General features: G+C 70.1%; 27 protein-coding genes and 1 tRNA gene. 15 read left to right on the top strand and 13 right to left on the bottom strand.

The genetic code is table 11. The features are described from left to right. Positions 1-96 precede the first annotated feature (96 nt). The 3 genes from purH to dusB are packed head-to-tail and all read right to left on the bottom strand — an operon-like array spanning position 97 to position 3,043. Positions 97-1,704, bottom strand: a complete 1,608-nt coding sequence (gene purH / locus ACEN9J_RS24560) for a bifunctional phosphoribosylaminoimidazolecarboxamide formyltransferase/IMP cyclohydrolase (protein WP_057590890.1) — start codon at positions 1,702-1,704, stop codon at positions 97-99. A 26-nt stretch (positions 1,705-1,730) separates the two neighbouring features. Next, on the bottom strand, positions 1,731-1,967 hold the full coding sequence (locus tag ACEN9J_RS24555) for a Fis family transcriptional regulator (RefSeq protein WP_057590811.1): 237 nt from the start codon (positions 1,965-1,967) through the stop codon (positions 1,731-1,733). Between the two features lie 17 nt (positions 1,968-1,984). Next, on the bottom strand, positions 1,985-3,043 hold the full coding sequence (dusB, locus tag ACEN9J_RS24550; RefSeq protein WP_057590810.1) for a tRNA dihydrouridine synthase DusB: 1,059 nt from the start codon (positions 3,041-3,043) through the stop codon (positions 1,985-1,987). Positions 3,044-3,237: 194 nt separating this feature from the next. Between dusB and ACEN9J_RS24545 the strand changes: the two genes are divergently transcribed. Then, positions 3,238-3,708: a YqaA family protein gene (locus ACEN9J_RS24545; RefSeq protein ID WP_057590809.1), complete on the top strand. Its 471-nt coding sequence runs from the start codon at positions 3,238-3,240 to the stop codon at positions 3,706-3,708. A 9-nt stretch (positions 3,709-3,717) separates the two neighbouring features. On the opposite strand, the gene ACEN9J_RS24540 is transcribed toward ACEN9J_RS24545, so the two are convergent. Further along, entirely contained in the window at positions 3,718-4,392 is a 675-nt protein-coding gene (locus ACEN9J_RS24540; RefSeq protein ID WP_413762299.1) for a glutathione S-transferase family protein, read from the bottom strand. A gap of 124 nt (positions 4,393-4,516) precedes the next feature. Here ACEN9J_RS24540 and ACEN9J_RS24535 point away from each other — a divergent pair, with 124 nt between their 5' ends. Further along, on the top strand, positions 4,517-5,539 hold the full coding sequence (locus ACEN9J_RS24535; RefSeq protein WP_413762298.1) for a trypsin-like peptidase domain-containing protein: 1,023 nt from the start codon (positions 4,517-4,519) through the stop codon (positions 5,537-5,539). A 2-nt stretch (positions 5,540-5,541) separates the two neighbouring features. On the opposite strand, the gene ACEN9J_RS24530 is transcribed toward ACEN9J_RS24535, so the two are convergent. From ACEN9J_RS24530 to ychF, 3 genes are all read right to left on the bottom strand, one after another. Next, positions 5,542-5,970 (bottom strand): hypothetical protein, encoded by a 429-nt coding sequence (locus tag ACEN9J_RS24530; protein WP_413762297.1) that lies wholly within the window; start codon positions 5,968-5,970, stop codon positions 5,542-5,544. A gap of 17 nt (positions 5,971-5,987) precedes the next feature. Then, complete coding sequence (locus ACEN9J_RS24525) at positions 5,988-6,878, bottom strand: DUF4019 domain-containing protein (protein ID WP_413762296.1); 891 nt, start codon at positions 6,876-6,878, stop codon at positions 5,988-5,990. 448 nt (positions 6,879-7,326) lie between these two features. Further along, complete coding sequence (gene ychF, locus ACEN9J_RS24520) at positions 7,327-8,418, bottom strand: redox-regulated ATPase YchF (protein WP_057590805.1); 1,092 nt, start codon at positions 8,416-8,418, stop codon at positions 7,327-7,329. Positions 8,419-8,627: 209 nt separating this feature from the next. Here ychF and ACEN9J_RS24515 point away from each other — a divergent pair, with 209 nt between their 5' ends. From ACEN9J_RS24515 to rbsD, 6 genes are read left to right on the top strand one after another with little or no spacing between them, the layout of a single operon-like run. Beyond that, positions 8,628-9,584, top strand: coding sequence for a sugar ABC transporter substrate-binding protein (locus ACEN9J_RS24515; protein WP_057590804.1), 957 nt, complete (start codon positions 8,628-8,630; stop codon positions 9,582-9,584). Positions 9,585-9,642: 58 nt separating this feature from the next. Beyond that, positions 9,643-11,211, top strand: a complete 1,569-nt coding sequence (locus ACEN9J_RS24510) for a sugar ABC transporter ATP-binding protein (RefSeq protein ID WP_413762295.1) — start codon at positions 9,643-9,645, stop codon at positions 11,209-11,211. 20 nt (positions 11,212-11,231) lie between these two features. Then, positions 11,232-12,224: an ABC transporter permease gene (locus tag ACEN9J_RS24505; protein WP_057590803.1), complete on the top strand. Its 993-nt coding sequence runs from the start codon at positions 11,232-11,234 to the stop codon at positions 12,222-12,224. A 47-nt stretch (positions 12,225-12,271) separates the two neighbouring features. Continuing rightward, positions 12,272-13,351, top strand: coding sequence for a LacI family DNA-binding transcriptional regulator (locus ACEN9J_RS24500; RefSeq protein ID WP_413762294.1), 1,080 nt, complete (start codon positions 12,272-12,274; stop codon positions 13,349-13,351). Further along, positions 13,348-14,307: a ribokinase gene (gene rbsK / locus ACEN9J_RS24495; RefSeq protein WP_261211528.1), complete on the top strand. Its 960-nt coding sequence runs from the start codon at positions 13,348-13,350 to the stop codon at positions 14,305-14,307. Before ACEN9J_RS24500 ends, rbsK begins: the two co-directional genes overlap by 4 nt. Further along, positions 14,304-14,702: a D-ribose pyranase gene (rbsD, locus tag ACEN9J_RS24490; protein ID WP_093347953.1), complete on the top strand. Its 399-nt coding sequence runs from the start codon at positions 14,304-14,306 to the stop codon at positions 14,700-14,702. The genes rbsK and rbsD overlap by 4 nt, the downstream gene beginning before the upstream one ends. Before the next feature lie 4 nt (positions 14,703-14,706). Here rbsD and ACEN9J_RS24485 read toward each other — a convergent pair whose 3' ends face one another. Beyond that, positions 14,707-15,594 (bottom strand): MOSC domain-containing protein, encoded by an 888-nt coding sequence (locus ACEN9J_RS24485; protein WP_057590800.1) that lies wholly within the window; start codon positions 15,592-15,594, stop codon positions 14,707-14,709. 105 nt (positions 15,595-15,699) lie between these two features. Here ACEN9J_RS24485 and ACEN9J_RS24480 point away from each other — a divergent pair, with 105 nt between their 5' ends. From ACEN9J_RS24480 to ACEN9J_RS24470, 3 genes are read left to right on the top strand one after another with little or no spacing between them, the layout of a single operon-like run. Next, positions 15,700-16,857, top strand: a complete 1,158-nt coding sequence (locus ACEN9J_RS24480) for an FAD-dependent monooxygenase (protein WP_413762293.1) — start codon at positions 15,700-15,702, stop codon at positions 16,855-16,857. Between the two features lie 35 nt (positions 16,858-16,892). Then, positions 16,893-17,627: a DsbC family protein gene (locus tag ACEN9J_RS24475; RefSeq protein ID WP_261211534.1), complete on the top strand. Its 735-nt coding sequence runs from the start codon at positions 16,893-16,895 to the stop codon at positions 17,625-17,627. Then, positions 17,627-19,501, top strand: coding sequence for a M61 family metallopeptidase (locus tag ACEN9J_RS24470; protein WP_413762292.1), 1,875 nt, complete (start codon positions 17,627-17,629; stop codon positions 19,499-19,501). Before ACEN9J_RS24475 ends, ACEN9J_RS24470 begins: the two co-directional genes overlap by 1 nt. Here ACEN9J_RS24470 and ACEN9J_RS24465 read toward each other — a convergent pair. Further along, entirely contained in the window at positions 19,498-20,109 is a 612-nt protein-coding gene (locus ACEN9J_RS24465) for a DUF2325 domain-containing protein (protein WP_057590885.1), read from the bottom strand. The two genes, ACEN9J_RS24470 and ACEN9J_RS24465, sit on opposite strands and share 4 nt — an antisense overlap. Before the next feature lie 157 nt (positions 20,110-20,266). Here ACEN9J_RS24465 and ACEN9J_RS24460 point away from each other — a divergent pair, with 157 nt between their 5' ends. Further along, positions 20,267-21,046, top strand: a complete 780-nt coding sequence (locus ACEN9J_RS24460) for an enoyl-CoA hydratase (RefSeq protein WP_019656299.1) — start codon at positions 20,267-20,269, stop codon at positions 21,044-21,046. A gap of 51 nt (positions 21,047-21,097) precedes the next feature. Here the strand turns inward: ACEN9J_RS24460 and ACEN9J_RS24455 are convergent, their stop codons facing one another. Together ACEN9J_RS24455 and ACEN9J_RS24450 are read right to left on the bottom strand one after the other, a co-directional pair. Then, positions 21,098-22,198 (bottom strand): hypothetical protein, encoded by a 1,101-nt coding sequence (locus ACEN9J_RS24455; protein WP_413762291.1) that lies wholly within the window; start codon positions 22,196-22,198, stop codon positions 21,098-21,100. Continuing rightward, positions 22,195-22,881 carry a sigma-70 family RNA polymerase sigma factor gene (locus ACEN9J_RS24450; RefSeq protein ID WP_413762290.1) on the bottom strand — a complete coding sequence of 229 codons (687 nt, stop codon included), beginning with the start codon at positions 22,879-22,881 and terminating at the stop codon, positions 22,195-22,197. The genes ACEN9J_RS24455 and ACEN9J_RS24450 overlap by 4 nt, the downstream gene beginning before the upstream one ends. Positions 22,882-23,021: 140 nt before the next feature. Here ACEN9J_RS24450 and ACEN9J_RS24445 point away from each other — a divergent pair, with 140 nt between their 5' ends. Together ACEN9J_RS24445 and ACEN9J_RS24440 are read left to right on the top strand one after the other, a co-directional pair. Further along, complete coding sequence (locus ACEN9J_RS24445; protein WP_413762289.1) at positions 23,022-24,533, top strand: vWA domain-containing protein; 1,512 nt, start codon at positions 23,022-23,024, stop codon at positions 24,531-24,533. A 35-nt stretch (positions 24,534-24,568) separates the two neighbouring features. Further along, a tRNA-Met gene (locus ACEN9J_RS24440) sits at positions 24,569-24,645 on the top strand. An 89-nt stretch (positions 24,646-24,734) separates the two neighbouring features. Here ACEN9J_RS24440 and ACEN9J_RS24435 read toward each other — a convergent pair. Continuing rightward, on the bottom strand, positions 24,735-24,965 hold the full coding sequence (locus tag ACEN9J_RS24435; protein ID WP_057598046.1) for a hypothetical protein: 231 nt from the start codon (positions 24,963-24,965) through the stop codon (positions 24,735-24,737). A gap of 186 nt (positions 24,966-25,151) precedes the next feature. Here ACEN9J_RS24435 and ACEN9J_RS24430 point away from each other — a divergent pair, with 186 nt between their 5' ends. After that, on the top strand, positions 25,152-25,367 hold the full coding sequence (locus ACEN9J_RS24430) for a hypothetical protein (RefSeq protein ID WP_057596915.1): 216 nt from the start codon (positions 25,152-25,154) through the stop codon (positions 25,365-25,367). Between the two features lie 15 nt (positions 25,368-25,382). Here the strand turns inward: ACEN9J_RS24430 and ACEN9J_RS24425 are convergent, their stop codons facing one another. Further along, positions 25,383-26,084, bottom strand: a complete 702-nt coding sequence (locus ACEN9J_RS24425) for an SDR family NAD(P)-dependent oxidoreductase (RefSeq protein ID WP_413762288.1) — start codon at positions 26,082-26,084, stop codon at positions 25,383-25,385. Positions 26,085-26,214 lie beyond the last annotated feature (130 nt).

The following is a 26,214-nucleotide window of genomic DNA, read 5'->3' as shown; positions in this document are numbered from 1 at the left end:
AAAAGCACAAAGCCCTCGCCGGGGGCGAGGGCTTGGGGTTTGTCAGCAATCTGAGGCGGCCATCGGCCGCCTTTGTTTTTTGGAACCGCGCCCGGCTCAGTGCCGGAAGTGGCGCACGCCCGACAGCACCATCACCACGCCGCGCTCGTCGGCCGCGTCGATCACTTCCTGGTCGCGCATCGAGCCGCCCGGCTGGATCACGCAGCCCGCGCCCGCGTCGACCACCACGTCGAGGCCGTCGCGGAACGGGAAGAAGGCATCGCTGGCCACGGCCGTGCCCTGCAGCGACAGGCCCGCATGCTCGGCCTTGATGCTCGCGATGCGCGCCGAATCGAGGCGGCTCATCTGGCCCGCGCCCACGCCCATGGTCATGCCGTCGGCGCAGAACACGATCGCGTTGCTCTTCACGTACTTGGCGACCTTCCAGGCGAACAGCAGGTCCTGCAGCTGCTGCGGCGTGGGCTGCTTCCTGCTCACGACCTTGAGGTCGGACAGCGCGAGCTCGTGGTTGTCGGCGGTCTGGATCAGCAGGCCCGAGCCGACGCGCTTCACGTCCATCGCGTTGCGGCCGTTGTCCCAGTCGGTGGCGCCGCCCGGCGGCAGCGCGATCTCGAGCACGCGCACGTTGAGCTTGGCCTTGCTGGCCTGGAACACCTCGAGCGCCTCGTGCGTGTAGCCCGGGGCCATCAGCACCTCGACGAACTGCTTGGCCACGGCCTGCGCGGTGGCGGCGTCGACGGTGCGGTTGAAGGCGATGATGCCGCCGAAGGCCGAGGTCGGGTCGGTCTTGAAGGCCTTGGCATAGGCCTCGGCCGCGTCCTTGCCGACCGCCACGCCGCAGGGGTTGGCGTGCTTGACGATCACGCAGGCAGGCACGTCGAAGCTCTTCACGCATTCCCATGCCGCATCGGCGTCGGCGATGTTGTTGTAGCTGAGCTCCTTGCCCTGCAGCTGCCTGGCCGACACCAGCGAACCGGGCGCCGGATGCAGGTCGCGGTAGAACGCGGCCTGCTGGTGCGGGTTCTCGCCGTAGCGCAGGTCCTGCACCTTCACGAAGCGGCCGTTGCTCTGCGCCGGGAACAGCGAGCGCGTGGGCGTCGATTGGCCCTGGCTGGTCTCGAAGTCGATCGCCGAGAGGTAGTCGCTGATCGCGCCGTCGTAGTCGGCGATGCGGTTGAAGGCGGCCACCGAGAACGCGAACTTGGTCTTGTCGCTGAGCTTGCCGTCGGCCTTGAGCTCGGCCAGTGCCACGGCGTACTGCGAGGCGTCGGTCAGCACGCCCACGTCCTTCCAGTTCTTGGCGGCGCTGCGCACCATGGCCGGGCCGCCGATGTCGATGTTCTCGATCGCGTCTTCGAGCGAGCAGCCGGGCTTGGCCACGGTGGCCTCGAACGGATAGAGGTTGACGATCAGCAGGTCGATGGTGTCGATGCCGTGCTGCTCGATGGCCGCCACGTGCGCCGGCAGGTCGCGCCGCGCGAGCAGGCCGCCGTGGATCTTCGGATGCAGCGTCTTCACGCGGCCGTCGAGCATCTCGGGAAAGCCGGTGTGGTCGGCCACCTCGGTCACCGGCAGGCCGGCATCGGCCAGCAGCTTGGCGGTGCCGCCGGTGGACAGCAGCTTGATGCCCAGCGCATGCAGCGCCTGCGCGAATTCGAGGATGCCGGTCTTGTCGGAGACGGAAATCAGTGCGGTCTTGGCCATGGTGTCGTTACGCCGTGCGTTCTCGTTCATTTCAAAAGTTTGTGTTCGACCAGCTTCTTGCGCAGCGTGTTGCGGTTCAGGCCCAGCCATTGGGCGGCCTTCGACTGGTTGCCCTCGGCGCGCGTCATCACGACATCGAGCAGGGGTTTCTCGACCACGCGCACGAGCATCTCGTACATGCCGTCGGGTTCGGTGCCGCGCAGGTCGCGGAAGTAGCTCTCCAGACTGGTGCGCACGCAGTCCTCGATGTGTTTCTTGCTCATGCTTTTCTTCTCTTCTCTCAATCGGCGGCGCAGGCCGCCTCCTCTTCGCCGGACAGCTCTTCGGCCGCCTGGTACTGCGGGATGCGGTCCATCTGGTCCGCGAGCCCATCGAAATACTCGCCGACCGCGCGCAGCTGCGCCTCGCAGTCCTCGATGGCGTTCATGCGCGAACGGAATTCCTCGCCGCCGGGCAGCGCGCGCACGTACCAGCCGATGTGCTTGCGCGCGGTGCGCACGCCGCTGTAGTCGCCGTACAGCGCGTAGTGCTCCACCAGGTGGTCGAGCAGCAGCCGGCGCACCTCGGCCACCAGCGGCGGCGCGCGGTGCGTGCCGGTGTCGAGGAAGTGCGCGATCTCGCGGAAGATCCACGGCCGGCCCTGGGCCGCGCGGCCGATCATCACCGCATCGGCGCCGGTGGCCGCGAGCACCTCGCGCGCCTTCTCGGGCGAACGCACGTCGCCGTTGGCCACCACCGGCACGCGCACCGCGGCCTTCACGGCGGCGATGGTGTCGTACTCGGCCTGGCCCTTGTAACCCTGCTCGCGCGTGCGCCCGTGCACCGTGAGCATCTGCACGCCGGCCGATTCGAAATCGCGCGCGAGCTTGACCGCGTTGCGGTGCTCCATGCTCCAGCCGGTGCGCATCTTGAGCGTGACCGGCACGCCGTGCGGCTGCGCGGCATCGACCACCGCGCTCACGATCTCGAGCGCCAGCGGCTCGTCGCGCATCAGCGCCGAACCGGCCCACTTGTTGCAGACCTTCTTGGCCGGGCAACCCATGTTGATGTCGATGATCTGCGCGCCGCGCTCGATGTTGTAGACCGCGGCCTCGGCCATCATGGCCGCGTCGGTGCCCGCGATCTGCACCGCGATGGGGCCCGGCTCGCCGTCGTGGTTGGCGCGGCGCGAGGTCTTGAGCGAATTCCAGAGGTCCTTGCGCGAGGTCACCATCTCGCTGACCGCGTAGCCCGCGCCGAGCGCGCGGCACAGCATGCGGAAGGGCCGGTCCGTCACGCCGGCCATGGGCGCGACGAACAGGCGGTTCTCCAGCGTGTGGTTGCCGATCTGCAAGGTCATGACGGAGGAAGGCTGTGCGCGTCGGCTGCTGAAAAATGAGGCACGATTGTAGCCACCTGCCATTTCAGTGACTGAAACGATTTGCGCCGATTCGCGCCGCTGGTACGGGTGTAAACACGGGTGGAAATCCCATGCGCGGCGGCGCCTTTTCCGACCCGGCCTCGCGAACGCGCTGCCTATACTGCGCCGACCTTATGCAAGCCTGGCTCGACGCACTCCTCGCGCTTCTCGCGCTGCCGCAATACGGCCTCTCCACGCTGTTCATCGCCGCCTTCATCTCGGCGACGCTGCTGCCCGTGGGCTCGGAACCCGTGCTGTTCGGCCTGCTCAAGCTCAACCCCGAGCTGTTCTGGCCCGCGATCGCGGTCGCGACCGTGGGCAACACGCTCGGCGGCGCGGTCGACTGGTGGATGGGCTACGGCGCGCACAAGGTGGCCGACAAGTACTCGCACTCGAAGCACCACGTGCGCGTGCTCGGCTGGCTCGAGCGGCTCGGCCCGAAGGCCTGCCTGCTGAGCTGGCTGCCGCTGGTCGGCGATCCGCTGTGCGCGGTCGCGGGCTGGCTGCGGCTGCCGTTCTGGCCCTGCCTGGCCTACATGGCGATCGGCAAGTTCCTGCGCTACGTCTGCATGACGGTGGCGCTGCTCTACATCTTCCCGTCCTGAGCGAGGGACTCAGTTCAGCAGTTCGTACGGGCCGCCGCGCTCGAGCGCCTGCCGGTAGGCGGGGCGTGCATGGATGCGTGCGAGCCAGGCCATGAGCTTCGACCGTTTCGCATCGAGCCCGCCGCGCGCATGCGCGGCCTCGACCACGAAGCTCATCTGGATGTCGGCGCCGCTGAAGGCATCGCCCGCGAACCATTCGCTCTTGCCGAGTTCGGCCTCCATGTAGTTGAGGTGGCTCGCGATGTTCGGCAGGATGAACGCCGACTTGGCCTTGGCGGCGATGGCCTTGGCCACCGGCTTGGCGAAGAAGGGCATCTTGCTGCTCTCGATGCGGTCGAACACCAGCTTGAGCAAGAGCGGCGACATCGCCGTGCCCTCGGCGAAGTGCAGCCAGTAGCGGTAGCGCAGCGCCTCGGGCGTGAGCGGCGCGGGCGCGAGGCGACCCTGGCCGTAGCGCTCGATCACGGTCTCGATGATCGCGCCCGACTCCGCGAGCACGAGCCCGTCCTCGGTCGTCACCACCGGCGACTTGCCCAGCGGATGCACCGCGCGCAGCGAAGCGGGCGCCAACATGGTGTTCGGATCGCGCTGGTAGTGGACGATCTCGTAGGGCAGGCCCAGTTCTTCGAGCAGCCAGAGCACGCGCTGCGAACGCGAGTTGTTGAGGTGGTGGACGGTGAGCATGGCGAGGGTTGGAATGAAGCGAGGGCGACGGGGCGCGGCAGTCTAGCGTGACGCGCGGCAAAGCGCAGCCCTGTCAGCGCGGTCGCCTACAGGCGCGCTCGAAGCCGCGTCCTACACTGGCCGCATGACACCGACCACCACGCCGACCCCGCCGCGCCGCATGCACGGGGGCTGGCGCGGCGCGATGTTCGCGCTGTTCTTCGCGGCGGCCGCCGTTGCCCACCGCCCGGCGCAGGCCGCGCTCGATCCCGAGGCGCTCTACCAGCATGCCTCGCCCGCGGTCTGGACCGTCAAGGGCGACCGCGGCGACAACCAGGTGACCGTGGGCAGCGCCGTGGCGGTCACGCCCACCGCGCTGGCCACCGCCTGCCACGTGATCGACGGTGCCGCGGCCGTGACCGTGATGCAGGGACAGACCACGATCAAGATCGGCAGCATCCTGCGCGACCCCGATGCGACGCGCGACCTCTGCGTGCTGATGACCGAGACACCGTTGCAATTGCATGCCGTCGAGATCGCGCCGGCCGACAGCCTGCGCGTGGGCCAGCGCGTGTTCGCCATCGGCAGCCCGCACGGCCTCGAGCGCACGCTCAGCGAGGGCCTGATCTCGGCGCTGCGGCCGCGCGCGCCGGGGCAGTTGCCGATCGTCCAGACCTCGGCGCCCGTGTCCTCGGGCTCGAGCGGCGGCGGCCTCTTCGACACCGACGGCCGGCTGATCGGCGTCACCGACCGCGTCTCGCCCGGCGGCTCGAACCTGGGCTTCGCCTATCCGGCGCAATGGGTGATGGAACTGCCGCAGCGCGTGATGGCCGAGCGCGAGACCTGGCGCGAGCTGCTCAAGACCGTGGGCGTGGTGCTGCAGTCGAACGGCGAGCCCGTGCCCTCTGGCCATGCCGACATCGCCGACGAAGCCGCGCTGCCGGTGGTCGGCGCCGATCCGCGGCAGATCCGCGTCGCCTACCGCCAGTTCCTGCTGCAGGCGCGGCCGCGCGCCTTCCTGATCACCAGCGACAGCCGCTTCGGCACCGCCACCAGCTCGGCCGCGCTGACCGAGCATCTCAAGGGCTGCACGCAACGCAAGGTGGTGTGCGCGGCCTACGCGGTGGACAACACGGTGGTGTGGGGCAAGCAGCAGGCGGCGCGCTGAGATCAGCGCGCAAGGACGGACGCCGCGATGCGGTGAGGGAACGGCTCCCAGCTGTCCGAGACGGTCCACACGCCATTCACCCTCGCCACGGGAAAGGCCAGCGGCTGCAGCATCGCGCCGGGAAACTCGACCTGGACATGGACCCGTCCCCGGTCCCGCCGGTACAGGAGGGTCGAGACGGCGACGACATCGTCGCGCCGGCCGGCGATGGCGCAAAGACGCCGATGCACGCGCTCCCGCAGCCGCTCGCCATCGAGATCTTGCGCCCCCTCCTCTTCGAGCGGATTGACCACCTGGCCGTCGACGGCCTCGCCGAGGAACGCGATGCCCAGTGGCGGGAGCACGCCGTCCCTGCGCATGATCCGTTCGCTCGCCTGGATCGAGGCAAGCACGACCCGGGCGAAGAGCTCGTCGTTGAAGTTCGAGGCCATGGCCGTGCGCGCCGATGTCAGCCGCCGGTGCTTTCCTTGCGGATCAGCCACTGGTTGCCCGAGCGTTGCAGCTCCAGCACCTTGCGGCTCACTTCCTTGAGCTTGTCCGCGCGGTAGTTCTGCCGGAACCGGGCCGTCGCGGTCCGGTCGTTGATGCTGATCACCAGGTCTTCGAGGGTGACGCCGATGCTCGACTTGCCGGTGATGCGGACACGGCGCTCTTCTTCCCATTTGCCGCGGCTCTGGCCGCGGGCCGGCGTGAACTCCGGCGCATAGGCCGCCAGGTAGCGATCCATGTCCTGGGCCGACCAGGCCGAGGCCCAGCCGCGCACGGCGGCTTCGACCTCGGCAACGGCGGCACTTGGCGCCGAAGGCATGGAAGGCGCCGAAGGCACGGAGGGCACTGGTGGCTGCGATGGCCGGATCGCGGGCTTGGCCGGCATCGTGTACATGTCCGGCGCCTCGCGCGCGATCGCATACCCGGTGAAGATCCAGTGGTTGTTCTCCATCGCGAAGCTGATTCTTTCGGAGGCCTTCCTGCCGCTGTCCAGCTCGGTGGAGAACACGACATTGGCATAGAGACCCGCGGGAAAGCCGTCCTCGTTGTCCTTGCGGTACTTGAGACGCGTCACGCTCGACCAGTCGCGGCTGGCCACCGGTCCCATCGACTGCCGCGCCTTTCTCGTGGCCTGCATGAAGGCGGTCTTGTTCATGCGGGCCTTCAGCACGTTGGAGCCCGAATCCCAGAGTTCGCTCACCCGGTCGGTGTCGGTTTTCCGAAGCACTTCGGCCGCGACGCCGAGCAATTCGTCGGACACCGCATCCGACGCCGCCGGCGCCGCGGCGGCCATTTGAAAACCCGCGGCCATGAGACATGCGGCCAGCCACCGCACGGCGATTCGATTCATTGAATTCCTCCTTTTTTATTCCCGGATGCTTGTTCGACCGGCTTGCCTGGCGGGAAATCTCGCAGCCACGCTGGCTGGAGCCACGCGAATTTCAAATCAATCCAATTTAAAAACAATTGGATAATTTGATTTCGATTTCAATCAGAAATCGACGGATTTCAAAGGAAATCCATCCGGCAAGACGAAAAAGCGCCCGGAATAATACACAAGCGGAATTTCATGATTTCCCGATCAATTCGGAGACATCCAAATTTCCGAGAAACAAATCACGCTCGCCGGTCGAACCGGTTTTGCAGCGAGAAGGGAATCGGCCCGATGCGCTGGCAGGCGCGAAGCGGGGGAGGCGTCGACGGGGTCGGACCCGCGACGCGGCGGCCCGGCATCCCGGCCCGCGGGCACCGGGGCCGGCCGGCCCCGATGCCGAAGCTGCCGCTGCTGCGGCTTCTTCTCAGGAACTGAAGAGGAAGTTCATCACGTCGCCATCCTTGACGACGTATTCCTTGCCTTCCGAGCGCATCTTGCCCGCGTCCTTCGCGCCCTGCTCGCCCTTGAAGGCGATGTAGTCGTCGAAGCCGATGGTCTGGGCGCGGATGTAGCCCTTCTCGAAATCGGTGTGGATCACGCCGGCCGCCTGCGGGCCGGTGTCGCCGACGTGGATGGTCCAGGCGCGCACTTCCTTCACGCCGGCGGTGAAGTAGGTCTGCAGGCCCAGCAGCTTGAAGGCGGCGCGGATCAGGCGGTTGAGGCCCGGCTCGTCCTGGCCGATCTCGGCCAGGAACATCTTCTTGTCCTCGTCGTCCATCTCGGACAGGTCGGCCTCGATCTTGGCGCAGATCGCCACCACGGGCGCGTTCTGCCTGGCGGCGTACTCGCGCAGGCGGTCGAGGTAGGGGTTGTTCTCGAAGCCGTCCTCCGCCACGTTGCCCACGAACATCGCGGGCTTGGCGGTGATCAGCGTGAAGCTCTTGACCAGCGGCAGCTCTTCCTTGGTGAACTCGAGCGCGCGCACGGGCTTGTTCTCGTTGAGCGCGGCCTGGCAGCGCTCGAGCAGGCCGACCAGCTTCTGCGCGTCCTTGTCGCCCGAGCGGGCCACCTTGGTGTGGCGCTGCAGCGCCTTCTCGACCGTCGACAGGTCGGCCAGGCACAGCTCGGTCTGGATCACCTCGATGTCGGAGATCGGGTCGACCTTGCCGGCCACGTGCACCACGTTGTCGTCGTCGAAGCAGCGCACCACGTTCACCGTGGCGTCGGTCTCGCGGATGTGGGCCAGGAACTTGTTGCCCAGGCCTTCGCCGGTGCTGGCGCCGGCCACGAGGCCCGCGATGTCCACGAACTCGACGATGGCGGGCACCACGCGCTCGGGCTTGACGATGTCGGCGAGCTGGGCGAGCCGCGGATCGGGCACCTCGACGATGCCCACGTTGGGCTCGATGGTGCAGAAGGGATAGTTTTCCGCTGCGATGCCGGCCTTGGTCAGCGCATTGAAAAGGGTGGATTTACCGACGTTGGGCAGGCCGACGATGCCGCACTTCAAGCTCATGGGGGGTCCTCAGGTGAACCGGCGATTTTAGGCGAGGCGCCCCGCCCGGCGGTTCGGGCAGGCGGCTAAACAGGGCCGGCGGGTCAGGGTAAAACCCGATGAAAACCCCATAAGCAAACGTTTGCGCAAACGTTTTCGTCCAGTACCATCGGCGCCGGGCCGCCAGATCGGTCATCGTTCGTTCCAACACACCTCAGGAGACACGCACCATGAAGTTCACCCGCCGCACCGTGCAGACCGCCGCCGCCCTCGCCCTGCTGGGCACCTTCGCCGCCTCGCCGGCGCTCGCGCAGGACAAGCCCAAGGTCGCGCTGGTGATGAAGTCGCTGGCCAACGAGTTCTTCCGCACCATGGAAGACGGGGCCAAGGCGCACCAGAAGGCGAATTCGGGCAAGTACACGCTGGTGACCAACGGCATCAAGGACGAGACCGACACCGCCGCGCAGATCAAGATGGTCGAGCAGATGGTGGCGCAGAAGGTCAATGCGCTGGTGATCGCGCCGGCCGATTCGAAGGCGCTGGTGCCGGTGGTCAAGGCCGCCATCGACAAGGGCATCCTGGTGGTCAACATCGACAACCGCCTCGACGCGGCCGCGCTGAAGGAGAAGAACATCCAGGTGCCCTTCGTCGGCCCCGACAACCGCGCCGGTGCCAAGCTGGTGGGTGACTACCTGGCCAAGAGCCTGAAGTCGGGCGACAAGGTCGGGATCATCGAAGGCGTGTCGACCACCTTCAATGCGCAGCAACGCACGCTCGGCTACCAGGACGCGATGAAGGCCGCCGGCATGACCGTGACCGGCGTGCAGTCGGGCCAGTGGGAAATCGACAAGGGCAACACGGTGGCCGCCGGCATGATGCGCGAGAACCCCGACCTCAAGGCCCTGCTGGCCGGCAACGACAGCATGGCGCTGGGCGCGGTGGCGGCGGTGAAGGCCGCGGGCAAGACCGGCAAGGTGCAGGTGGTGGGCTACGACAACATCGGCGCCATCAAGCCGATGCTGGCCGACGGCCGCGTGCTCGCCACGGCCGACCAGTTCGCCGACAAGCAGGCCGTGTTCGGCATCGAGACCGCGCTGAAGGCGATCGCCGACAAGAAGAGCCAGGCCGACATGCCGGCCGAGATCAAGACCGACGTGGTGCTGGTGACCAAGGACTCGAAGAAGTAAGCACCGCGCCTCTTTCACCGCTGTCACACACCTCAAGAAACCACCCTTGCCGGCGCCCATGTCCGCAACCCCCGCCACGCCGCTCTTCGCGCTCCACGACATCGGCAAGGACTACGCCGCGCCGGTGCTCGACGGCGTGACCCTCACGCTGGAGGCCGGCGAGGTGCTCGCGCTGACCGGAGAGAACGGTGCCGGCAAGAGCACCCTCTCCAAGATCGTCTGCGGCCTCGTCACGCCGACGCGCGGCACGATGCTGCTGGGCGGCGCGCCGTTCCAGCCGGGCTCGCGCCGCGACGCCGAGGCGCACGGCGTGCGCATGGTGATGCAGGAACTCGGGCTGGTGCCCACGCTCACGGTGGCCGAGAACCTGCTGCTCGACCGGCTGCCGCAGCGCATGGGCTGGCTGCAGCGCGCCGAGCTGCACGCGGCCGCGCGGCTGCAACTGGCCAAGATCGGCCTCTCGCACATCGATCCGGCCGTGCCGGTCTCGCGCCTGGGCATCGGCCAGCAGCAGATGGTGGAGATCGCGCGCAACCTGCTCGACGACACCCGCGTGCTGATCCTCGACGAGCCGACCGCGATGCTGACGCCGCGCGAGACCGAGCACCTGTTCGAGCAGATCGCGCTGCTGAAGGCACGCGGCGTGGGCATCGTCTACGTCTCGCATCGGCTCGAGGAGCTGCAGCGCATCGCCGACCGCGTGGCGGTGCTGCGCGACGGCCGTCTGGTCGACGTGCGGCCGATGGCCGGCGTGCGCGAATCCGAACTGGTCGAGCGCATGGTCGGCCGCGCGGTGCACGAGCACGATGGCCGCCCGCGCCGCGTGGCCGGCGCGCCGATGCTGAGCGCGCACGGCATCGGCCGCGGCAGCGCGGTGCGCGATGTCGACCTGCAACTGCGCGCGGGCGAGGTGATGGGCATCGCCGGGCTCGTGGGCTCGGGCCGCACCGAGCTCGTGCGACTGCTGTTCGGCGCCGACAAGGCCGAGCGCGGCACGATCGAACTCCACTGGCCCGGCGCGCAACAACCGGCCGCGGGCCGCTGGCGCTCGCCGATGCAGGCGATCCGTGCCGGCATCGGCCTGGTCACCGAGGACCGCAAGTCGCAGGGCCTGCTGATGACGCAATCGATCCGCGTCAACGCCACGCTCAGCGACCTCGGCGCGGTCTCGCGCCTGGGCTGGCTGCGCGCGGCCGCCGAGCGCGGCATCGCGCGCCGGCTGGTGCAGACGCTGCGCATCCGCTCGCGCAGCGAGGAGCAGAGCGTGGCCACGCTCAGCGGCGGCAACCAGCAGAAGGTGGTGTTCGCGCGCTGGCTGCACCGCGAATGCAAGGTGCTGCTGCTCGACGAGCCGACGCGCGGCGTCGACGTGGGCGCGCGCGCCGACCTCTATGCCGAGCTCGACCGCATGGCCGAGGCCGGCAAGGCGCTGCTGATGGTGTCGAGCGACCTGCGCGAACTCATGGCCATGTGCGACCGCATCGGCGTGATGCACGCCGGCCGCCTGGTGGCGGTGTTCGAGCGCGGTGCCTGGGACCAGCAGTCGATCCTGGCCGCGGCCTTCGGCGACACCGGCCGCGCCACCTCCGCAGCCCCCACCGCCCACGCTCTCGCGGCCGCCGCCTGAGCCTCATCCTCCTTCGCCCCATGACGACCACCACCGCTTCCGCTCCCCCCGCCGCCGGCGCCGGCTCCCTCAAGGGCCAGCTCGGCACCTACATCGGCCTGGCCGTGGTGCTGCTCGGCATGATCGGGCTGTTCGGCAGCCTCAGCGAATACTTCCTCACGGTGGAGACCTTCGTCACCATCGCCAACGAGATCCCCGCGCTGGCCGTGATGGCCGTGGGCATGACCTTCGTGCTGATCATCGCGGGCATCGACCTCTCGGTGGGCTCGGTGCTGGCGCTCAGCGCGGCGGTGGCCGCCGCCGCCATCCTGCAATGGCACCTGCCGGTGCCGCTGGCCGCGCTGCTGGGCCTGGCCACGGGCCTGATCTGCGGCGCGATCACCGGCGCCGTGTCGGTGGCCTGGCGGCTGCCGAGCTTCATCGTCTCGCTCGGCATGCTCGAGGCCGTGCGCGGCGGCGCCTACCTCGTGACCGACTCGCGCACCCAGTACGTGGGCGATGCCATCTCGGGCCTGGCGGCGCCGTGGATCGGCGGCATCTCGGCGGCCTTCGTGCTCGCGGTGGTGCTGGTGATCGTGGGCCAGCTGGTGCTGTCGCGCACCGTGTTCGGCCGCTACGTGGTGGGCATCGGCACCAACGAGGAGGCGATGCGCCTCGCGGGCATCGACCCGCGGCCGATCCGCATCGTGGTGTTCGCGGTCACCGGCCTCTTGGCCGGCCTGGCGGGGCTGATGCAGTCGGCGCGCCTCGAGGCGGCCGATCCGAACTCGGGCGTGGGCATCGAGCTGCAGGTGATCGCCGCGGTGGTGATCGGCGGCACCAGCCTGATGGGCGGGCGCGGCTCGGTGGTCAACACCTTCTTCGGCGTGCTGATCATCGCGGTGCTCGAGGCCGGCCTGGCGCAGGTCGGCGCCAGCGAGCCGAGCAAGCGCATCATCACCGGCGCGGTGATCGTGGTTGCGGTGATCATCGACACCCTGCGCCAGCGTCGCGCCGACCGCCGGCTGGCCTGACGCTCCCCTCCCCACGAAGCAGCACCCGCAACAGGAACACCCAGGCCATGGCCACCATCAAGGACGTCGCACTGCGCGCGGGCGTGTCGGTCACCACCGTCTCGCACGTGGTCAACGACACGCGCCACGTCAGCGCCAAGGGCCGCGAGCGCGTCGAGCTCGCGATCCGCGAACTCGGCTACGTGCCCAACGCGATGGCGCGCAGCCTCAAGAGCAACACCACCTCGACGCTCGGGATGCTGATCCCGAACAGCTCGAACCCCTACTTCGCCGAGATCGTGCGCATCATCGAGGACCGCTGCTTCGGCGCCGGCTACACGCTGGTGCTGTGCAACACCGACGACGAGCCGCACCGCCAGAGCGTGTACCTGCAGGTGCTGGCCGAGCGCCGCATCGACGGGCTGATCGTGGTGTCGACCGGCGACGACGACACGCTGGCCCGGCAGCTCAACGGCCTCAAGGTGCCGACCGTGCTGCTCGACCGCGAGATCGCCGACCCGCACTGCGACCTGGTCGAGACCGCCCACATGCAGGGCGGCCTGCTCGCGGTGCGCCACCTGCTGTCGCTGGGCCACCGCCGCATCGCCTGCATCGGCGGGCCGCAGGGCGTGTCGCCGAGCGAACAGCGCATCGCGGGCTGGCGCATGGCGCTGGCCGAGAGCGGCCACGGCACCGGCGACGCCGACGCGCTGCTGTGGCGCGGCGGCTTCACCAGCCAGGGCGGCTACGAGGCGATGCACGCCATCCTGCGCGCCGGCACCAACGACATTCCCTCGGCGGTCTTCGTCTGCAACGACCTGATGGCGATCGGCGCGCTGCGCGCTGCGCACGAGAGCGGCGTGCGGGTGCCCGACGAGCTCTCGATCGTCGGCTTCGACGACATCGAACTCTCGGCCTACACCAGCCCGCCGCTCACCACCGTGGCCCAGCCCAAGGAGCGCATCGGCGCGCTGGCGGTCGACATGCTGCTCGAGCGCGTGGGCGGCCGCCGCCGCGATGCGCGCAAGGTGGTGCTGCAGCCCGAGCTGCACGTGCGCGCCTCGACCGCGCGCTATTCCGGAGCGCCCGCGGCTGTACCGGTATCCGTCCCCTCTTCCGCCGACACCCGAAAGTCCCGCACCCCGTGAGCCCGACGTCTTCCTCCCGCCCCGCGGCACCGCGCATCGTGGTGCTCGGCAGCCTCAACATGGACCTGGTGCTGCGCGTGCCGCATGCGCCCGCCGCGGGCGAGACCCTGCTGGGCCGCTCCTTCGCCACCATCCCCGGCGGCAAGGGCGCCAACCAGGCCGTGAGCTGCGCGCGCGAGGGCGCGCAGGTGCGCATGATCGGCTGCGTGGGCGACGACGACCACGGCCGCGCGCTGCGCCAGGCGCTTGAACGCGACGGCATCGACACCGAGGCCCTGCGCACCGATGCCGCCGAACCCACGGGCACCGCGCTGATCATGGTCGAGGACAGCGGCCAGAACCGCATCGTGATGATCGCGGGCGCGAATGCCGGCGTCGACCTCGACGCGGCGGACCTGCGCACCCGGCTCGCGGGCGCGGCCTTCCTCGTGACCCAGTTCGAGACCCCGATGGCGCAGGTCGAGCGCGCGATCGCGGTGGCGCACGAGGCCGGCTGCAAGGTGCTGCTCAATCCCTCGCCGGTGCAGGCCATCGCCGAGCCCCTGTGGCCGAAGATCGACACGCTGGTGGTCAACGAGATCGAGGCGCGCACGCTCAGCGGCCTGGGCGCCGACAGCCCGCAGGAGGCCGCGGCCGCCGGGCAGGCGATGCGCGCGCGCGGCATCGCGCGCGTGGTGGTCACGCTCGGCGCGCGCGGCGCGGTGGCGGTCGATGCCGACGGCGCGCGCCACCATCCGGCGCTGGTGGTGCAGGCGGTCGACACCACGGCCGCCGGCGACACCTTCCTCGGCGCGCTCGCCACCGCGCTCGGCGAGGGCCAGTCCTTCGACGAGGCCGTGCGCCTGGGCATCCGCGCCGCCGCGCTGTGCATCCAGCAGCCCGGCGCCCAGCCTTCCATCCCGCAGCGCGAGGCCGTGCTGCGCAGCCCCCTGCCTCCCGACTGGATTCCGCTGTGAAACGTACCGCCCTGCTGCACTCCGAACTGTCCCAGGTCATCGCCACCATGGGCCATGGCGACATGCTCGTGATCGGCGATGCCGGCCTGCCCATTCCCGACGGCCCGCGCCGCATCGACCTCGCGCTCACGCCCGGCGTGCCGCGCGTGGCCGAGGTGCTGAAGGCGGTGCTGAGCGAACTGCAGGTCGAGCGCGCGCTGCTCGCGCGCGAGGCGGTCGAGGGCCGCGCCACGGGCGAACTGCCCGAATGGTGCGCGGGACAGCTCGCGGTCGTGCCCGAGACGGTGTCGCACGAGGAACTGAAACGCCTGAGCGCGCGCGCCAGGGCCGTGGTGCGCACGGGCGAATGCACGCCCTACGCGAACATCATCCTGTGCGCGGGCGTGACCTTCTAGCCGTTCATTCGAACTTGTAGTTCGCCCCCACCGGCTGCCCGACCTTGAGCATCTGCTCCACGCCCTGGATCACGATGCAGTTCATGCCGAAGGTGATGGCGCCGTCGACGCGCGGGTCGGCGCGGTAGGTGCGCAGCGTGTCGTTGACCTCGGGGCTGCTGAGCGCGGTGGCCGGGTCGATGTCGGGAATGGGGCAGCGGGAGCAGGGCTTGACCGGCTGCAGCTGCGCGCCGTCCGCCGAACCGTCGGCGCCGCTGGCCACGTGCAGCATCTCGACGCGGTCCTCGTCGTGCGACTCGATGCCGGCCAGCACGATGTTGGGCCGGAAGCGCTCGATGCCCACCGGGCCATGGCCGTCGCGCGCCAGCCGCTCGTTGAGCTCGGCCAGCGAGCCCTCGCTGGCCACCAGCAGCGCATAGCCATCGGCGAACTGGGTCTGGGCCTCGATGCCGCCGGTCCACTTGAGGCTCGACAGCCGCTTCACCTCGGGATCGAAGCGCACCAGCCGCAGCTTCCGCGGCTTGCCGGGCTCGGAGAGGAAGTCGCTGAACCACTGGGCCGCGATGTCGCCCATGTCGTAGGCATCGACCTCGTCCTTCCAGACCCGCACCCGCATCGGCTGCTCGACCCGGTCGAAGGCCAGGTGCAGCGCCAGCATGCCGGGCGCGCGCAGCACCACCTCGGTGTGCTTCATCTGCGGCTTGATCAACGCCATGCGCGGCAGCTGCCGCTGCGTGACGAACTCGCCCTCTTCGTCGACCACCATCCAGGCCCGGTCGAACTCGAGGCCGGTCTCGGTCAGCAGCGCTTCGGGCAGCTCGACGCCGGCGCACGACTTGACGGGGTACACGAACAGGCGCGCGATGGTGGCCTGGAGATCGAAATCTGTCACGGGGGCTCCTCGGATGGGGGCTCGATTGTCCTCGCTCCGGGCATACCCCCAATGGCCGGTTTCCCCACGGGGTCGGCCGCGGGAGCCTCCTCCTACAATGCCGCGATGGCCCTCCCCCCCGAAGTCTGTATCCGCGGCGCCGGCATCGTCGGCCGCACGCTGGCCCTGCTGCTCGCGCGCGAACGCGTGCGCGTGGCGCTGGTGGCGCCGCCCGTCGCCGCCGAGCGGGAAGATGTCCGCGCCTATGCGCTCAACGCCGCCTCGCGCGAGCTGCTGGCCTCGCTGCGCGCCTGGCCCGAGGGCATCAGCGCCACGCCGGTGCGCGAGATGGTGGTCGACGGCGACGAGGGCGGCCGCGTGCAGTTCAGCGCCGCGCGCCAGAAGGTCGAGGCGCTGGCATGGATCGTCGACGTGCCGGCGCTCGAGAAGCAGCTGGCCGACGCGGTGCGCTTCCAGCCCCAGATCGAGGTGGTGAGCGAACCGGTCGCCGCGCCGCTCACCGTGGTCTGCGAAGGCAAGGCCAGCGCCACGCGCGAAGCGCTCGGCGTGAGCTACGCGGTCACGCGCTATCCGCAGCATGCGATCGCGGCACGGCTCGAGGCCGAGCAGTCGCACGAGGGCACGGCGCGCCAGTGGTTCAACGACAAGGGCGAGGTGTTCGCGCTGCTGCCGCTCGACGGCGTGCACGGCCGCCGGCTGGCGCTGGTGTGGTCGGTCGACCAGCTGCGCGCGCCGGCGCTGCTTGCGCAATCGGCCGAGGAATTCAACGCCGCCGTGACCGAGGCCAGCCACCAGGCCTTCGGCGCGCTGCGGCTGGCGAGCGAGCGCGGCGCCTGGCCGCTCGCTCGCGCCATCGCCGACCGCTGGACCGGCACCCTGCCTGCCTCCGCACAGACTGCGGCGCAAACCAGCGGTCAGGCGCCACGCACCTGGGCATTGGCCGGCGACGCGGCCCACACCGTGCATCCGCTCGCGGGCCAGGGCCTGAACCTCGGCCTGGCCGACGCGGCCGCGCTGGCCGCCGTCATCAAGGAACGCGACTACTGGCGCAGCGTGGGCGATCCGCGCCTGCTGCGCCGCTACGAACGCGCGCGCCGCACCGAGGTGCTGCAGATGAGCCTGGCCACCGACGGGCTGCAGCAACTCTTCTCGCACGGCCTGGGCCCGCTGCCCGCGCTGCGCAACTGGGGCATGCGCGGTTTCGACCGCACGCGCCTGGTCAAGCACTGGGTCACGCGGCAGGCCATGGGCCTGAAAGCCTGACGCCGCACGATCCGAACAACGACTCCCTCGAACCCATGAAGACACTCGCACGCCACCTGCTTCCCGCCGCCTTCGCGTCGCTCGCGATCCTCGCGGCCTTCGGCGCCCATGCCGGCGAAGCCGAGATCCGCAAGAACCTCAAGGAACGCATCCCGCAGTTCCCGGCCATCGAGGAAATCACCAAGACGCCGATGCCCGGCCTCTACGAAGTGCGCGTCAACGGCGCGCAGATCTACTACACCGACGAGCAGGGCAACTACCTGCTCGAGGGCAACATGATCGACGTGAACGCGCGCCGCAACCTCACCGAGGAACGCGTGGCGAAGCTGTCGGAGGTGGCCTTCGACAAGCTGCCCGTGAAGGACGCGATCAAGATCGTGCGCGGCAACGGCAAGCGCAAGCTCGCGGTCTTCGAGGACCCGAACTGCGGCTACTGCAAGCGCTTCGAGAAGGACATGAAGTCGGTCGACAACGTCACCGTCTATCTGTTCCTCTATCCGGTGCTGGGTCCCGATTCGACCGTCAAGTCGCGCGACATCTGGTGCAGCAAGGACAAGGGCAAGGCCTGGAGCGACTGGATGGAATCGGGCACCCGGCCGGCCACCGCCCCCGGCAGCTGCGACGTGACCGCGCTGCAGCGCAACGTCGAATTCGGCCGCCGCTACAACATCACCGGCACGCCAACCCTGATCTACAGCAACGGCACCCGCACCCCGGGCGCCGTGCCCGCCGAGCAGGTCGAGAAGCAACTCGCCGCCTCCGCCAGCTGATGGCGACGAAGTCCCCCTCGCGGCGCGCGGCCGCGGCGCCCGCGGCCGTGGCCGCGCCCGGCGTGCACTACCGCGTGGAATGCGCCGACCTGCATGCGCGCCTGTTCGAGGTCACGCTCACCATCGATCGCCCCGCGGCCGAGCAGCAGCTGACCTTGCCGGTGTGGATCCCGGGCAGCTACCTCGTGCGCGAGTTCGCCAAGAACCTGCAGGGCCTGCAGGCCTCGCAGGGCCGGCGCAAGGCGCCGGTGCTGACGCAGCTCGACAAGTGCAGCTGGCGCGTCGAATGCGCGGCCGGCCAGCCGCTGGTGCTGCGCTACAAGGTCTGCGCCTACGACAACTCGGTGCGCACCGCCTGGCTCGACGCCGAGCGCGGCTTCTTCAACGGCACCAGCCTGTGCCTGCGGGTCGAGGGCCAGACCGATGCGCCGCATGCGCTCGAGATCGTCGCACCCGCCGCCTCGGCGCTGCCCGAGGGCGCCGCGCCCTGGTCCTGCGCCACCGCGCTGCCGCCGCTGAAGACCGACCGCCACGGCTTCGGCCGCTACCTCGCGGCCGACTACGACGAGCTGGCCGACAGCCCGGTCGAGCTCGGCGCCTTCTGGAGCGGCGAGTTCGAGGCCGGCGGCGTGCCGCACCGCTTCGTGGTCGCGGGCGCCGCGGCCTCGTTCGACGGCGAGCGGCTGCTGGCCGACACGAAGGCCATCTGCGAAGCCGAGATGCGCTTCTGGCACGGCGACAAGGTCGGCAAGCGCGGCGGAGCGAAGCCGCCGATCGACCGCTATGTGTTCATGCTCAACGCGGTCGACGACGGCTACGGCGGCCTCGAGCACCGCCATTCGACGGCGCTGATCTGCAACCGCCGCGACCTGCCGCAGCTCGGCATGAAGAAGGCCGCAGACGGCTACGTCACGCTGCTGGGCCTGATCAGCCACGAGTACTTCCACACCTGGAACGTGAAGCGGCTGCGGCCCGCCGAGTTCGCGCGCTACGACTACGGCCGCGAGAACTACACGAAGCTGCTGTGGTTCTTCGAGGGCTTCACCAGCTACTACGACGACCTGCTGCTGCGCCGCGCCGGACTGATCGACGACGCGGCCTACCTGCGGCTGGTCAACAAGACCATCAACCAGGTGCAGCAGACGCCGGGGCGCCAGGTGCAGTCGGTGGCCGACGCGAGCTTCGACGCCTGGGTCAAGTACTACCGCCAGGACGAGCAGACGCCCAACGGCACCGTCAGCTACTACACCAAGGGCGCGCTGGTCGCGCTGTGCCTCGACCTCAAGCTGCGCGCCGAGGGCCGCGGCTCGCTCGACGACGCGATGCGCCACCTGTGGAGTGCGAGCGGCGGCGGGCCGGTGAGCGAAGCCGATATCGCGGCCGCGCTCGAGGCCGCCGGCGGCCGCTCGTATGCGGCCGAGCTCGCGGCCTGGGTGCATTCGACCGCCGAGCTGCCGCTGTCCGAGCTGCTGCGCCTGCACGGCGTGGCCACGCTCGACGATCCCTCGCAGCCCGCGCAGACGCTGGGCCTGCGCGTGGCGGAAAGCGGCGGCAGCGTGCAGGTCAAGGTGGTGCTGCGCGGCGGCGCGGCCGAGAAGGCCGGCTTCGCGGCCGGCGACGAATGGATCGGCATCGAGCTGCCGGCCGCGGGACGCAAGAGCGCGCAGGGCTGGCGCATCGGCCGGCTCGACGATCTCGCGCTCTACCTCGGCGCGGGCAAGCGCTGCACCGCGCTGGTCGCGCGCGACCGCAAGCTGGTGAAGCTGCCGCTGGTGCTGCCCACGGGTGTCACGACCTGGCGCCTGCTCGCGCAGGACACGGGCCGGGTCTCGAAGTGGCTGGCGCCGGTGGCGATCGCGGCGACGAAGGCTTAGCCCGCGGGCAAGGCCCGTTCGGCCGCGGCCTCCTCGGCCGTCTCGCGGCGCACGAAATGGATGGGCTGCGGCTCGCCCACCATCACGCAGGGCTTGCCGGTGCGGCGGCAATGGTCCTGCACGCGCCAGCAGGCATCGTGGCTCAGGCAACCGGTCTGGCAGATGACGAGGTCGGCCGCGCGCAGGCTGGCCTCGAACGCGGGATCGTCGGTGCCGTCCGCGCCTTCGAGGTGCAGGAAGCGGCCGCCCGCGATCTCGACCAGTTGGCGCGCGAGCGAGGGCGTGCGCTCGTCGCCGCCCACGCAGAGCACGGACTTCTCGCGCAAGTCGGCGGGCACCGGTGCCTGCACCGGAACGGCCAGGCGGCGCGCGGCGCCCGGCGCGAGCAGCGCATGCAGCCGCTTGGGCAGGGCCGCGCCGACGGCCGCGCGCGCGGCCAGCTCCTCGCGCACCATCGCCATCGCCGAATCGCGCGCCACCAGCGCGCCACGCAGGCGCACGATCTGCGCCTCCAGCCGCTCCACCAGCGCGGCCTGCTCTGCCAGCAGCTGCGAGCAGCGCTCCTGCACGCGGGCATAGGCCCGCAGCAACACGGCATGTTCTTGCATCGGGAACTCCATGGCCGCGGATTCTAGTTGAGAACAATTCTCAACAAAGCCATGCAGCGGGAAGGGCGAAGGCCGCGGCCAGCAGCCCCGTGCCACGGTGGCGCACGGCACCGTGGGTATAGTGAAGCGCGTTTTTCTTCCCTTCCCCGGAGACACCATGAGCTACGAGAACATCGAAGTGCGGACCGAAGCTGGCAAGGTCGGCATCATCACCCTCAACCGCCCGAAGGCGCTCAACGCGCTCAACGACGCGCTGATGACCGAGCTGGGCCAGGCCCTGAAGGCCTTCGACGCCGACGACGCCATCGGCTGCATCATCCTCACCGGCAGCGAGCGCGCCTTCGCGGCCGGCGCCGACATCGCGGCGATGGCCAAGTACAGCTTCATCGACACCTACAAGGGCGACTACATCACGCGCAACTGGGAGACCATCCGCTCGATCCGCAAGCCGGTGATCGGCGCCGTGGCCGGCTTCGCGCTCGGCGGCGGCTGCGAGCTCGCGATGATGTGCGACTTCATCATCGCGGCCGACAACGCCAAGTTCGGCCAGCCCGAGATCAAGATCGGCGTGATCCCCGGCGCCGGCGGCACGCAGCGCCTGCCGCGCGCGGTGGGCAAGAGCAAGGCCATGGACATGGTGCTGACCGCCCGCATGATGGACGCCGCCGAAGCCGAGCGCGCGGGCCTCGTGAGCCGCGTGGTGCCGTTCGAGAAGCTGGCCGACGAGGCGCTGGGCGCCGCGCTGGTGATCTGCGGCTTCTCGCAGATCTCGGTGATCGCGGCCAAGGAGTCGGTCAACCGCGCCTTCGAGAGCGGCCTGAGCGACGGCGTGATGTTCGAGCGCCGGCTGTTCCATGCGCTGTTCGCGACGCAGGACCAGAAGGAAGGCATGGACGCCTTCCTGACCAAGCGCCAGCCGGACTTCAAGAACGCCTGAGGGCGGGCGGGCCGGACGGCCCGCTTTTTTTTGCCCCGAAACCCGACGCCTTCAACGCCGCGGCGTCGAAGGCATTTCGCGTGCGCGCTCGAGCGCGGCGCGCAGCGAGGCGAGCGCCTGCGCGGGCGGCGTGCCGACGAAGGCCGCGCCGCCGGGCTGCGGCGACCAGCGCACCTGGTCGCCCGCGATCTCGAGCACCGCGACCAGGCTGCGGCCGCGATGGAGCGCGATGCGCGTCTCGACCGGCGCGGCCAGCGGCGCATCGGGCGCGGTGGCCGAACGCGCGACCGCGCCCAGCAGCGCGGGGAAGGCCTCGATGGCATCGCGGGCGTGGCCGCCGGCGGGGTCGTCCGTCGTGGACCAGGTGGTCCAGCGCTCCAGCACGGCAAAAGGCGTGGCGCTCGGCGCGGCCGCCAGGCGTGCTCGCGGCGCCGCCGAAGGCGCAGCGAGTTCGGCCTGCGGCGCCGGCGCGTACGCCAGGGGCGGCGGAGGCGCGGGCCGCGCGAGGGCGCCGGCCGCGTCATCGGCATCGCGACGGACGGCGGCGCGTTCGCTCTCGCTCTTGCGGAACGACTCGGCCGCCAGCGGAGCGGTCTCGGCGGCCGGTTCGCGCGGCTTGGCCGCCGGCTCGTCCGGTGCGCGCCGCTTCTCGGGCAAGGGCGTCGGCGCACGCCGAGGCGCCACGGCCGATTCGGCCTGCTTGCGCACCGCGTCGGCGGTCGGTGCCTCGGGCGCCGGGCTTGGGGCGTCGACGGAAGCGGCAGGCTCGGCGGGCGCGGCGGCATGCGCGGGAGGGGGCGCCGACGGCGCTTCCGCCGCCGCGCCACCCACGCGCGCCTCGCCATCGAGCCGCGCATCGGGCACCGGCTCCTGCCGCCACAGCACGGTGACGAAGCCGACCACCAGCAAGGTCGCGAAGGCCGCGTTCCATGGCATGCGACCGCGCGGGCCGCCGCCGCCGAAGAGCCGCCGCCACCAGGGCTGTGCCGTGGGCGCGGCGGCCGGCGGCGTCGCTGCCACGAGGTTGTGCGCCATCTTGCGGATCGCCTCGCGCGTGCGCGGATCGGGCAGCGCCCCGGCGTCCGGCGCATGCTCGAGCGCGCGGCGCAGGCGCGCGTCGCGCAGCTCGTCGTCGTCGAATCCCGTGCTCATCGCGCGCCCTCCAGCACCGCGAGGTAGCGTTCCATGCAGCCACGCAGCTTCTGCAGCCCGTAGCGCAGCCGGCTGCGCACCGTCTCGAACCCGATCTGCAGGCTGGCGGACAGCGCCTCCACCGTCAGGCCGTCCTCGTGGTGCAGCAGGAAGGCCGCGCGCTGCTCGGCGGGCAGCTCGTCGAGGCAGGCCAGCAGGCGCCGGCCCGCGGCGCGCCAGAACGCGAGCTCCTCGGCCGAGGGATGGGTGGCCACGTCGTCCGAAGCACCGTGCACGCCGCGCTCGAGCGCCGGAATGGCCTCGTCGTCCTCGCCCGCGTGGCCGTCGAGCGCGACTTCGCGCCCGCTCACGCGCAGCCGGTCCATCGCGAGGTTGTGCGCGATCGTGAAGGCCCAGGTGCGCCAGGCCGCGCCCTGCGGCGAGAAGCTCTCGCGCGCCGTGATGATCCGCACCCAGGTGTCCTGGAACACCTCGTCGGCCTGCGACGCGAGTCGCGCGCCCAGCAGCCGCCGCACGAAGCGGAACAGACCGCCCTCGTGGCGCGCATAGAGCACGTCGAAGGCGGCGGCGTCGCCGCGCGCGTAGGCCAGCATCAGCTGATCGTCGGGCATGGCGTCGCGGCCGGTCGCATCGGGCGCGGCCGGGCTGGCGGTGGCGGAACGGGCGCGGGGCAGCGCGGACATCGGTGGATTCTCACCTCGACTTGTACGCATGGCTGCGCGGCGCGGGGTTGGCGCGGCCCGAAAAAAGATGCAACGGCTTAACCCCGCTGGCGGCGGCGGGCCGTAACAGCCTGCACCGATCACTCCACGGAGCCGCTTTCATGATCCCGATCCGAGCCTCTCGCCTTCGCCGCCCCCTCGTCGCGCTGTTGTGCGCGTCGCTGTTCCTGGGCGCCTGTGGCGCCACCGAAGCGCCCATCCGCCGCGACGACGGCGCCACCGCCGCGCGCTGGCCGGCCCCGGCCGTGCCGGCGACCGAAGCGGCGACCCCGGCGCGCCGCATCGAACCGGCGATGCCGAACTTCGAGGCGCCATCGGCGAAGCATTGCGCGCGGCCGATCCAGACCAGCGAGACGCCGGGCACCGGCCGGATCGCGCAGCACCGGCCCGTCGTGGGAGCTGTCGCCAAGCCGGCGCTGCGGTCCGCGCCCGCCATGGAAGCCCTCGCGTCCAGAACGGCGCCCATGGCCGACGCCAGCGCCAGGCTGGCAAGCCCGTCGACCATGGAAGCCCCGCCGCCGCCCGCCCCGGCCCCGATCGCCGTCGCCCCACGCCCCGCGAACGAGCCCGTCACGGCAGGCATGGTCGACGACAACGCCGACTTCGGCGAGTACCTGGCCTTCCGCCAGCGCACCCGGGTCGCGCACCGCGAGCGCGACGTCGGCGAGCGCTACCTGCTGCAGGTGCGCGATGCGCAGGGCAACGTGGTGCCCGATGCCGAGGTCGCCGTGCAGGCCGCGAACGGCGCCGCGATGTGGGCCCGCACCGATGCGGGCGGACGCGCCTGGCTGCATCCCAGGGCCTTCGATGCCGAGCCGAGCGCGGTCTACGAAGTGACCGTGCGCAAGAACGGCCGCCAGGCGAGCTCGTTCCTGCGCCGCGGCCAGAAGAACGCGGTCGACGTGGTGCTCGAGCGCCCCGGCGCCCGTCCCGCGCGCGCGCAGCTCGACCTGGTGTTCCTGATCGACGCCACCGGCTCGATGGGCGACGAGATCGCCCGCCTGCGCAGCACGCTGCGCGACATCGCCGGCCAGGTCGCGCGCCTGCCGAGCCGGCCCGACACCTGCTTCGGCCTCGTCGCCTACCGCGACATCCACGACGAGTTCGTGGTGCGCCGGCACGACTTCACCAACGACCTCGATGCCTTCCAGGGCGTGCTCGACGCGCTGCAGGCCGCGGGCGGCGGCGACTATCCCGAGGCGATGAACGAGGCCCTGCACGAGACGGTGCAGCGCATGAACTGGCGCGGCGACGACACCACGCGGCTCGTGATGCTGCTGGCCGACGCGCCGCCGCACCTGGACTATCCCGGTCCGCAGTACGACGACAGCATGGTCGCCGCGCTCGGCAAGGGCATCAAGGTGCTGAGCGTGGGCGCCTCGGGCCTCGACAGGCAGGGCGAATACATCCAGCGCCAGATCGCGCAATACACCGGCGGGCGCTTCGTGTTCCTGACCTACCGGAACGCCGCCGATCCCGCGAGCGGCCCGGGCACGCAGACCGTGCACGACGTGGGCAACTACTCGGTGCAGACGCTCGACAAGCTGGTGGTGCGGCTGGTGTCCGAGGAGCTCGGCAAGCTGCCGGGCGCACAAGCTTCGCGCGGTGGTTGAACTGTGCGAAAAGCCTGGGCTATAATCACAGGCTCGGCTCTTTAGCTCAGTCGGTTAGAGCGATGGAATCATAATCCACAGGTCCGCGGTTCGAGTCCGTGAAGAGCCACCACACAAAGCAAAGCCCGCTGTCCATTGGACAAGCGGGCTTTTCCTTTGCGGGGTTCTTTGGGGGCTTTTTCCTCGGCGCCTGCCGGCGCGTCAACTCATGTCGGGACTGCGCTTCGACGCATCGCCAAGGCCCTGGGATTTTCGATCGACGGGGCGTCCCCCCGAATGGCGCGCAACCCTCGAGGTATGCGCCGCCAGCGCTTCGTCGACCGCCCGCTTCGACAGCAGCTGAACCTTGCCGCAGCGGCTGCACTGGTAGGCGCGCAGCCAGGGAAAGAAACGCATCCAGGTGCTGCGCTGGATCCGGTTCAGGTGGGTCACACTGCATTGGCAGCAGGTAAAAACCGACATTTGTTGATACCTGCGTATTAATGGTGAACCCGTATTATTGCGCCACCATGTGACAAAAGTCACGGCATGAATGCCATCCAGACGTAAAGTCTGTTTCGCGACGCTCGAGTCACTTTTCGTGCATTCGGTCTGTGTCACAGCCTTGGAGACCTGAAAATGCCCATGGAGCTTCTTCGCCGCATCGAAGACGCCTCGTTCCCGCTGGTCATCGCCGACGAGAAGGACGTCCGCAGCGCCATCGTCCTGGAGGCCGCCGGGATGATCAAGGCGCAGTTGCCGAGTCCGGAACGGCCGGATGGCCGCCCCGCGGTGATCTTTGCCATCACGCCGCTGGGACGTCGCAGGCTCAACGAAGGCAGCGCGCAACCCTAGCGCGGCGCACCCGCCTCACCACGCCACCGTGCGCCCCCGGTAGTCCAGGTACTCGAGCCCGGGCCGCCCACGCTTCGCGAGCATCACTTCGACCAGGCTCGGCACGCTCTGCTCGATCGTCAGCCGGCCCTCGGGCCCGCCCAGCTCGGTGCGCACCCAGCCGGGCGCCATCGCCAGCAGGGCACGCGGCGTTCCGGCCTGCCGCGCGGCGAAGCTGCGCAGCAACTGGTTCAGCGCCGCCTTGCTGCCGCGATAGACCTCGCGCTGGCCCGTCTCGTTGTCGGCGATGCTGCCCTGCCCCGACGACATGACGCCGATCAGGCCGTCCGGCGGGACGTTGCCCGCGAGGCTTTCGACCACCCGCATCGGGCTCAGCGCATTGGCGACCATGAGGTTCACGAAGTCCTCGGTCGAGACCTCGCCGATGGTCTGGGTCGGATCGGGATTGGTGGTGCCGGCATTGACGAACAGGATGTCGAACCGGCGGTCGGCCAGCCGCTCGCGCAGGGCCTGGATCTGCCCGGGGTCCGTGATGTCGAGCGACTCGATCTCGACGCGGCCGGGATGCGCATCGGCCAGATCGTGCAGCAGGGTGCGGGCCGTTCCCCGGACCGTGCCCATGACCTTCCAGTCCTTCTTGAGGAATTCGGCCGCGATGGCATGACCGAGGCCGCGCGAGGCGCCGACGACGAGGATGCTGTGTGGTGGGTGGGACATGAGGCGTGCTCCTTGTTGGCTGCGATGCCTCGAATTCTGGGAACGCCCTGTCATTTGCACCAGACGCCTGGACTGCAACCAATGATTGCGCCAGACGCCACGCATGGCCGCTCCTGCCCTATGCTGGCGC

This window comes from Variovorax sp. Varisp41, from assembly GCF_047325085.1.
In the GTDB taxonomy this organism is placed as follows: domain Bacteria; phylum Pseudomonadota; class Gammaproteobacteria; order Burkholderiales; family Burkholderiaceae_C; genus Variovorax.
Note: the sequence above shows the minus strand (reverse complement) of the source record. Positions and strands in the feature narration are given on the sequence as shown.

Coding starts and splice junctions, on each gene's coding strand:
- ACEN9J_RS24555 (WP_057590811.1), bottom strand. CDS start 1,967: ATGAGCAAGAAACACATCGAGGACTGCGTGCGCACCAGTCTGGAGAGC.
- ACEN9J_RS24470 (WP_413762292.1), top strand. CDS start 17,627: ATGGCGACGAAGTCCCCCTCGCGGCGCGCGGCCGCGGCGCCCGCGGCC.
- ACEN9J_RS24540 (WP_413762299.1), bottom strand. CDS start 4,392: ATGCTCACCGTCCACCACCTCAACAACTCGCGTTCGCAGCGCGTGCTC.
- ACEN9J_RS24460 (WP_019656299.1), top strand. CDS start 20,267: ATGAGCTACGAGAACATCGAAGTGCGGACCGAAGCTGGCAAGGTCGGC.
- ACEN9J_RS24445 (WP_413762289.1), top strand. CDS start 23,022: ATGATCCCGATCCGAGCCTCTCGCCTTCGCCGCCCCCTCGTCGCGCTG.
- ACEN9J_RS24455 (WP_413762291.1), bottom strand. CDS start 22,198: ATGAGCACGGGATTCGACGACGACGAGCTGCGCGACGCGCGCCTGCGC.
- ACEN9J_RS24545 (WP_057590809.1), top strand. CDS start 3,238: ATGCAAGCCTGGCTCGACGCACTCCTCGCGCTTCTCGCGCTGCCGCAA.
- ACEN9J_RS24465 (WP_057590885.1), bottom strand. CDS start 20,109: ATGCAAGAACATGCCGTGTTGCTGCGGGCCTATGCCCGCGTGCAGGAG.
- purH (WP_057590890.1), bottom strand. CDS start 1,704: ATGGCCAAGACCGCACTGATTTCCGTCTCCGACAAGACCGGCATCCTC.
- ychF (WP_057590805.1), bottom strand. CDS start 8,418: ATGAGCTTGAAGTGCGGCATCGTCGGCCTGCCCAACGTCGGTAAATCC.
- ACEN9J_RS24475 (WP_261211534.1), top strand. CDS start 16,893: ATGAAGACACTCGCACGCCACCTGCTTCCCGCCGCCTTCGCGTCGCTC.
- ACEN9J_RS24510 (WP_413762295.1), top strand. CDS start 9,643: ATGTCCGCAACCCCCGCCACGCCGCTCTTCGCGCTCCACGACATCGGC.
- ACEN9J_RS24500 (WP_413762294.1), top strand. CDS start 12,272: ATGGCCACCATCAAGGACGTCGCACTGCGCGCGGGCGTGTCGGTCACC.
- ACEN9J_RS24525 (WP_413762296.1), bottom strand. CDS start 6,878: ATGAATCGAATCGCCGTGCGGTGGCTGGCCGCATGTCTCATGGCCGCG.
- ACEN9J_RS24530 (WP_413762297.1), bottom strand. CDS start 5,970: ATGGCCTCGAACTTCAACGACGAGCTCTTCGCCCGGGTCGTGCTTGCC.
- dusB (WP_057590810.1), bottom strand. CDS start 3,043: ATGACCTTGCAGATCGGCAACCACACGCTGGAGAACCGCCTGTTCGTC.
- ACEN9J_RS24430 (WP_057596915.1), top strand. CDS start 25,152: ATGCCCATGGAGCTTCTTCGCCGCATCGAAGACGCCTCGTTCCCGCTG.
- ACEN9J_RS24505 (WP_057590803.1), top strand. CDS start 11,232: ATGACGACCACCACCGCTTCCGCTCCCCCCGCCGCCGGCGCCGGCTCC.
- ACEN9J_RS24480 (WP_413762293.1), top strand. CDS start 15,700: ATGGCCCTCCCCCCCGAAGTCTGTATCCGCGGCGCCGGCATCGTCGGC.
- ACEN9J_RS24425 (WP_413762288.1), bottom strand. CDS start 26,084: ATGTCCCACCCACCACACAGCATCCTCGTCGTCGGCGCCTCGCGCGGC.
- ACEN9J_RS24515 (WP_057590804.1), top strand. CDS start 8,628: ATGAAGTTCACCCGCCGCACCGTGCAGACCGCCGCCGCCCTCGCCCTG.
- ACEN9J_RS24450 (WP_413762290.1), bottom strand. CDS start 22,881: ATGTCCGCGCTGCCCCGCGCCCGTTCCGCCACCGCCAGCCCGGCCGCG.
- ACEN9J_RS24535 (WP_413762298.1), top strand. CDS start 4,517: ATGACACCGACCACCACGCCGACCCCGCCGCGCCGCATGCACGGGGGC.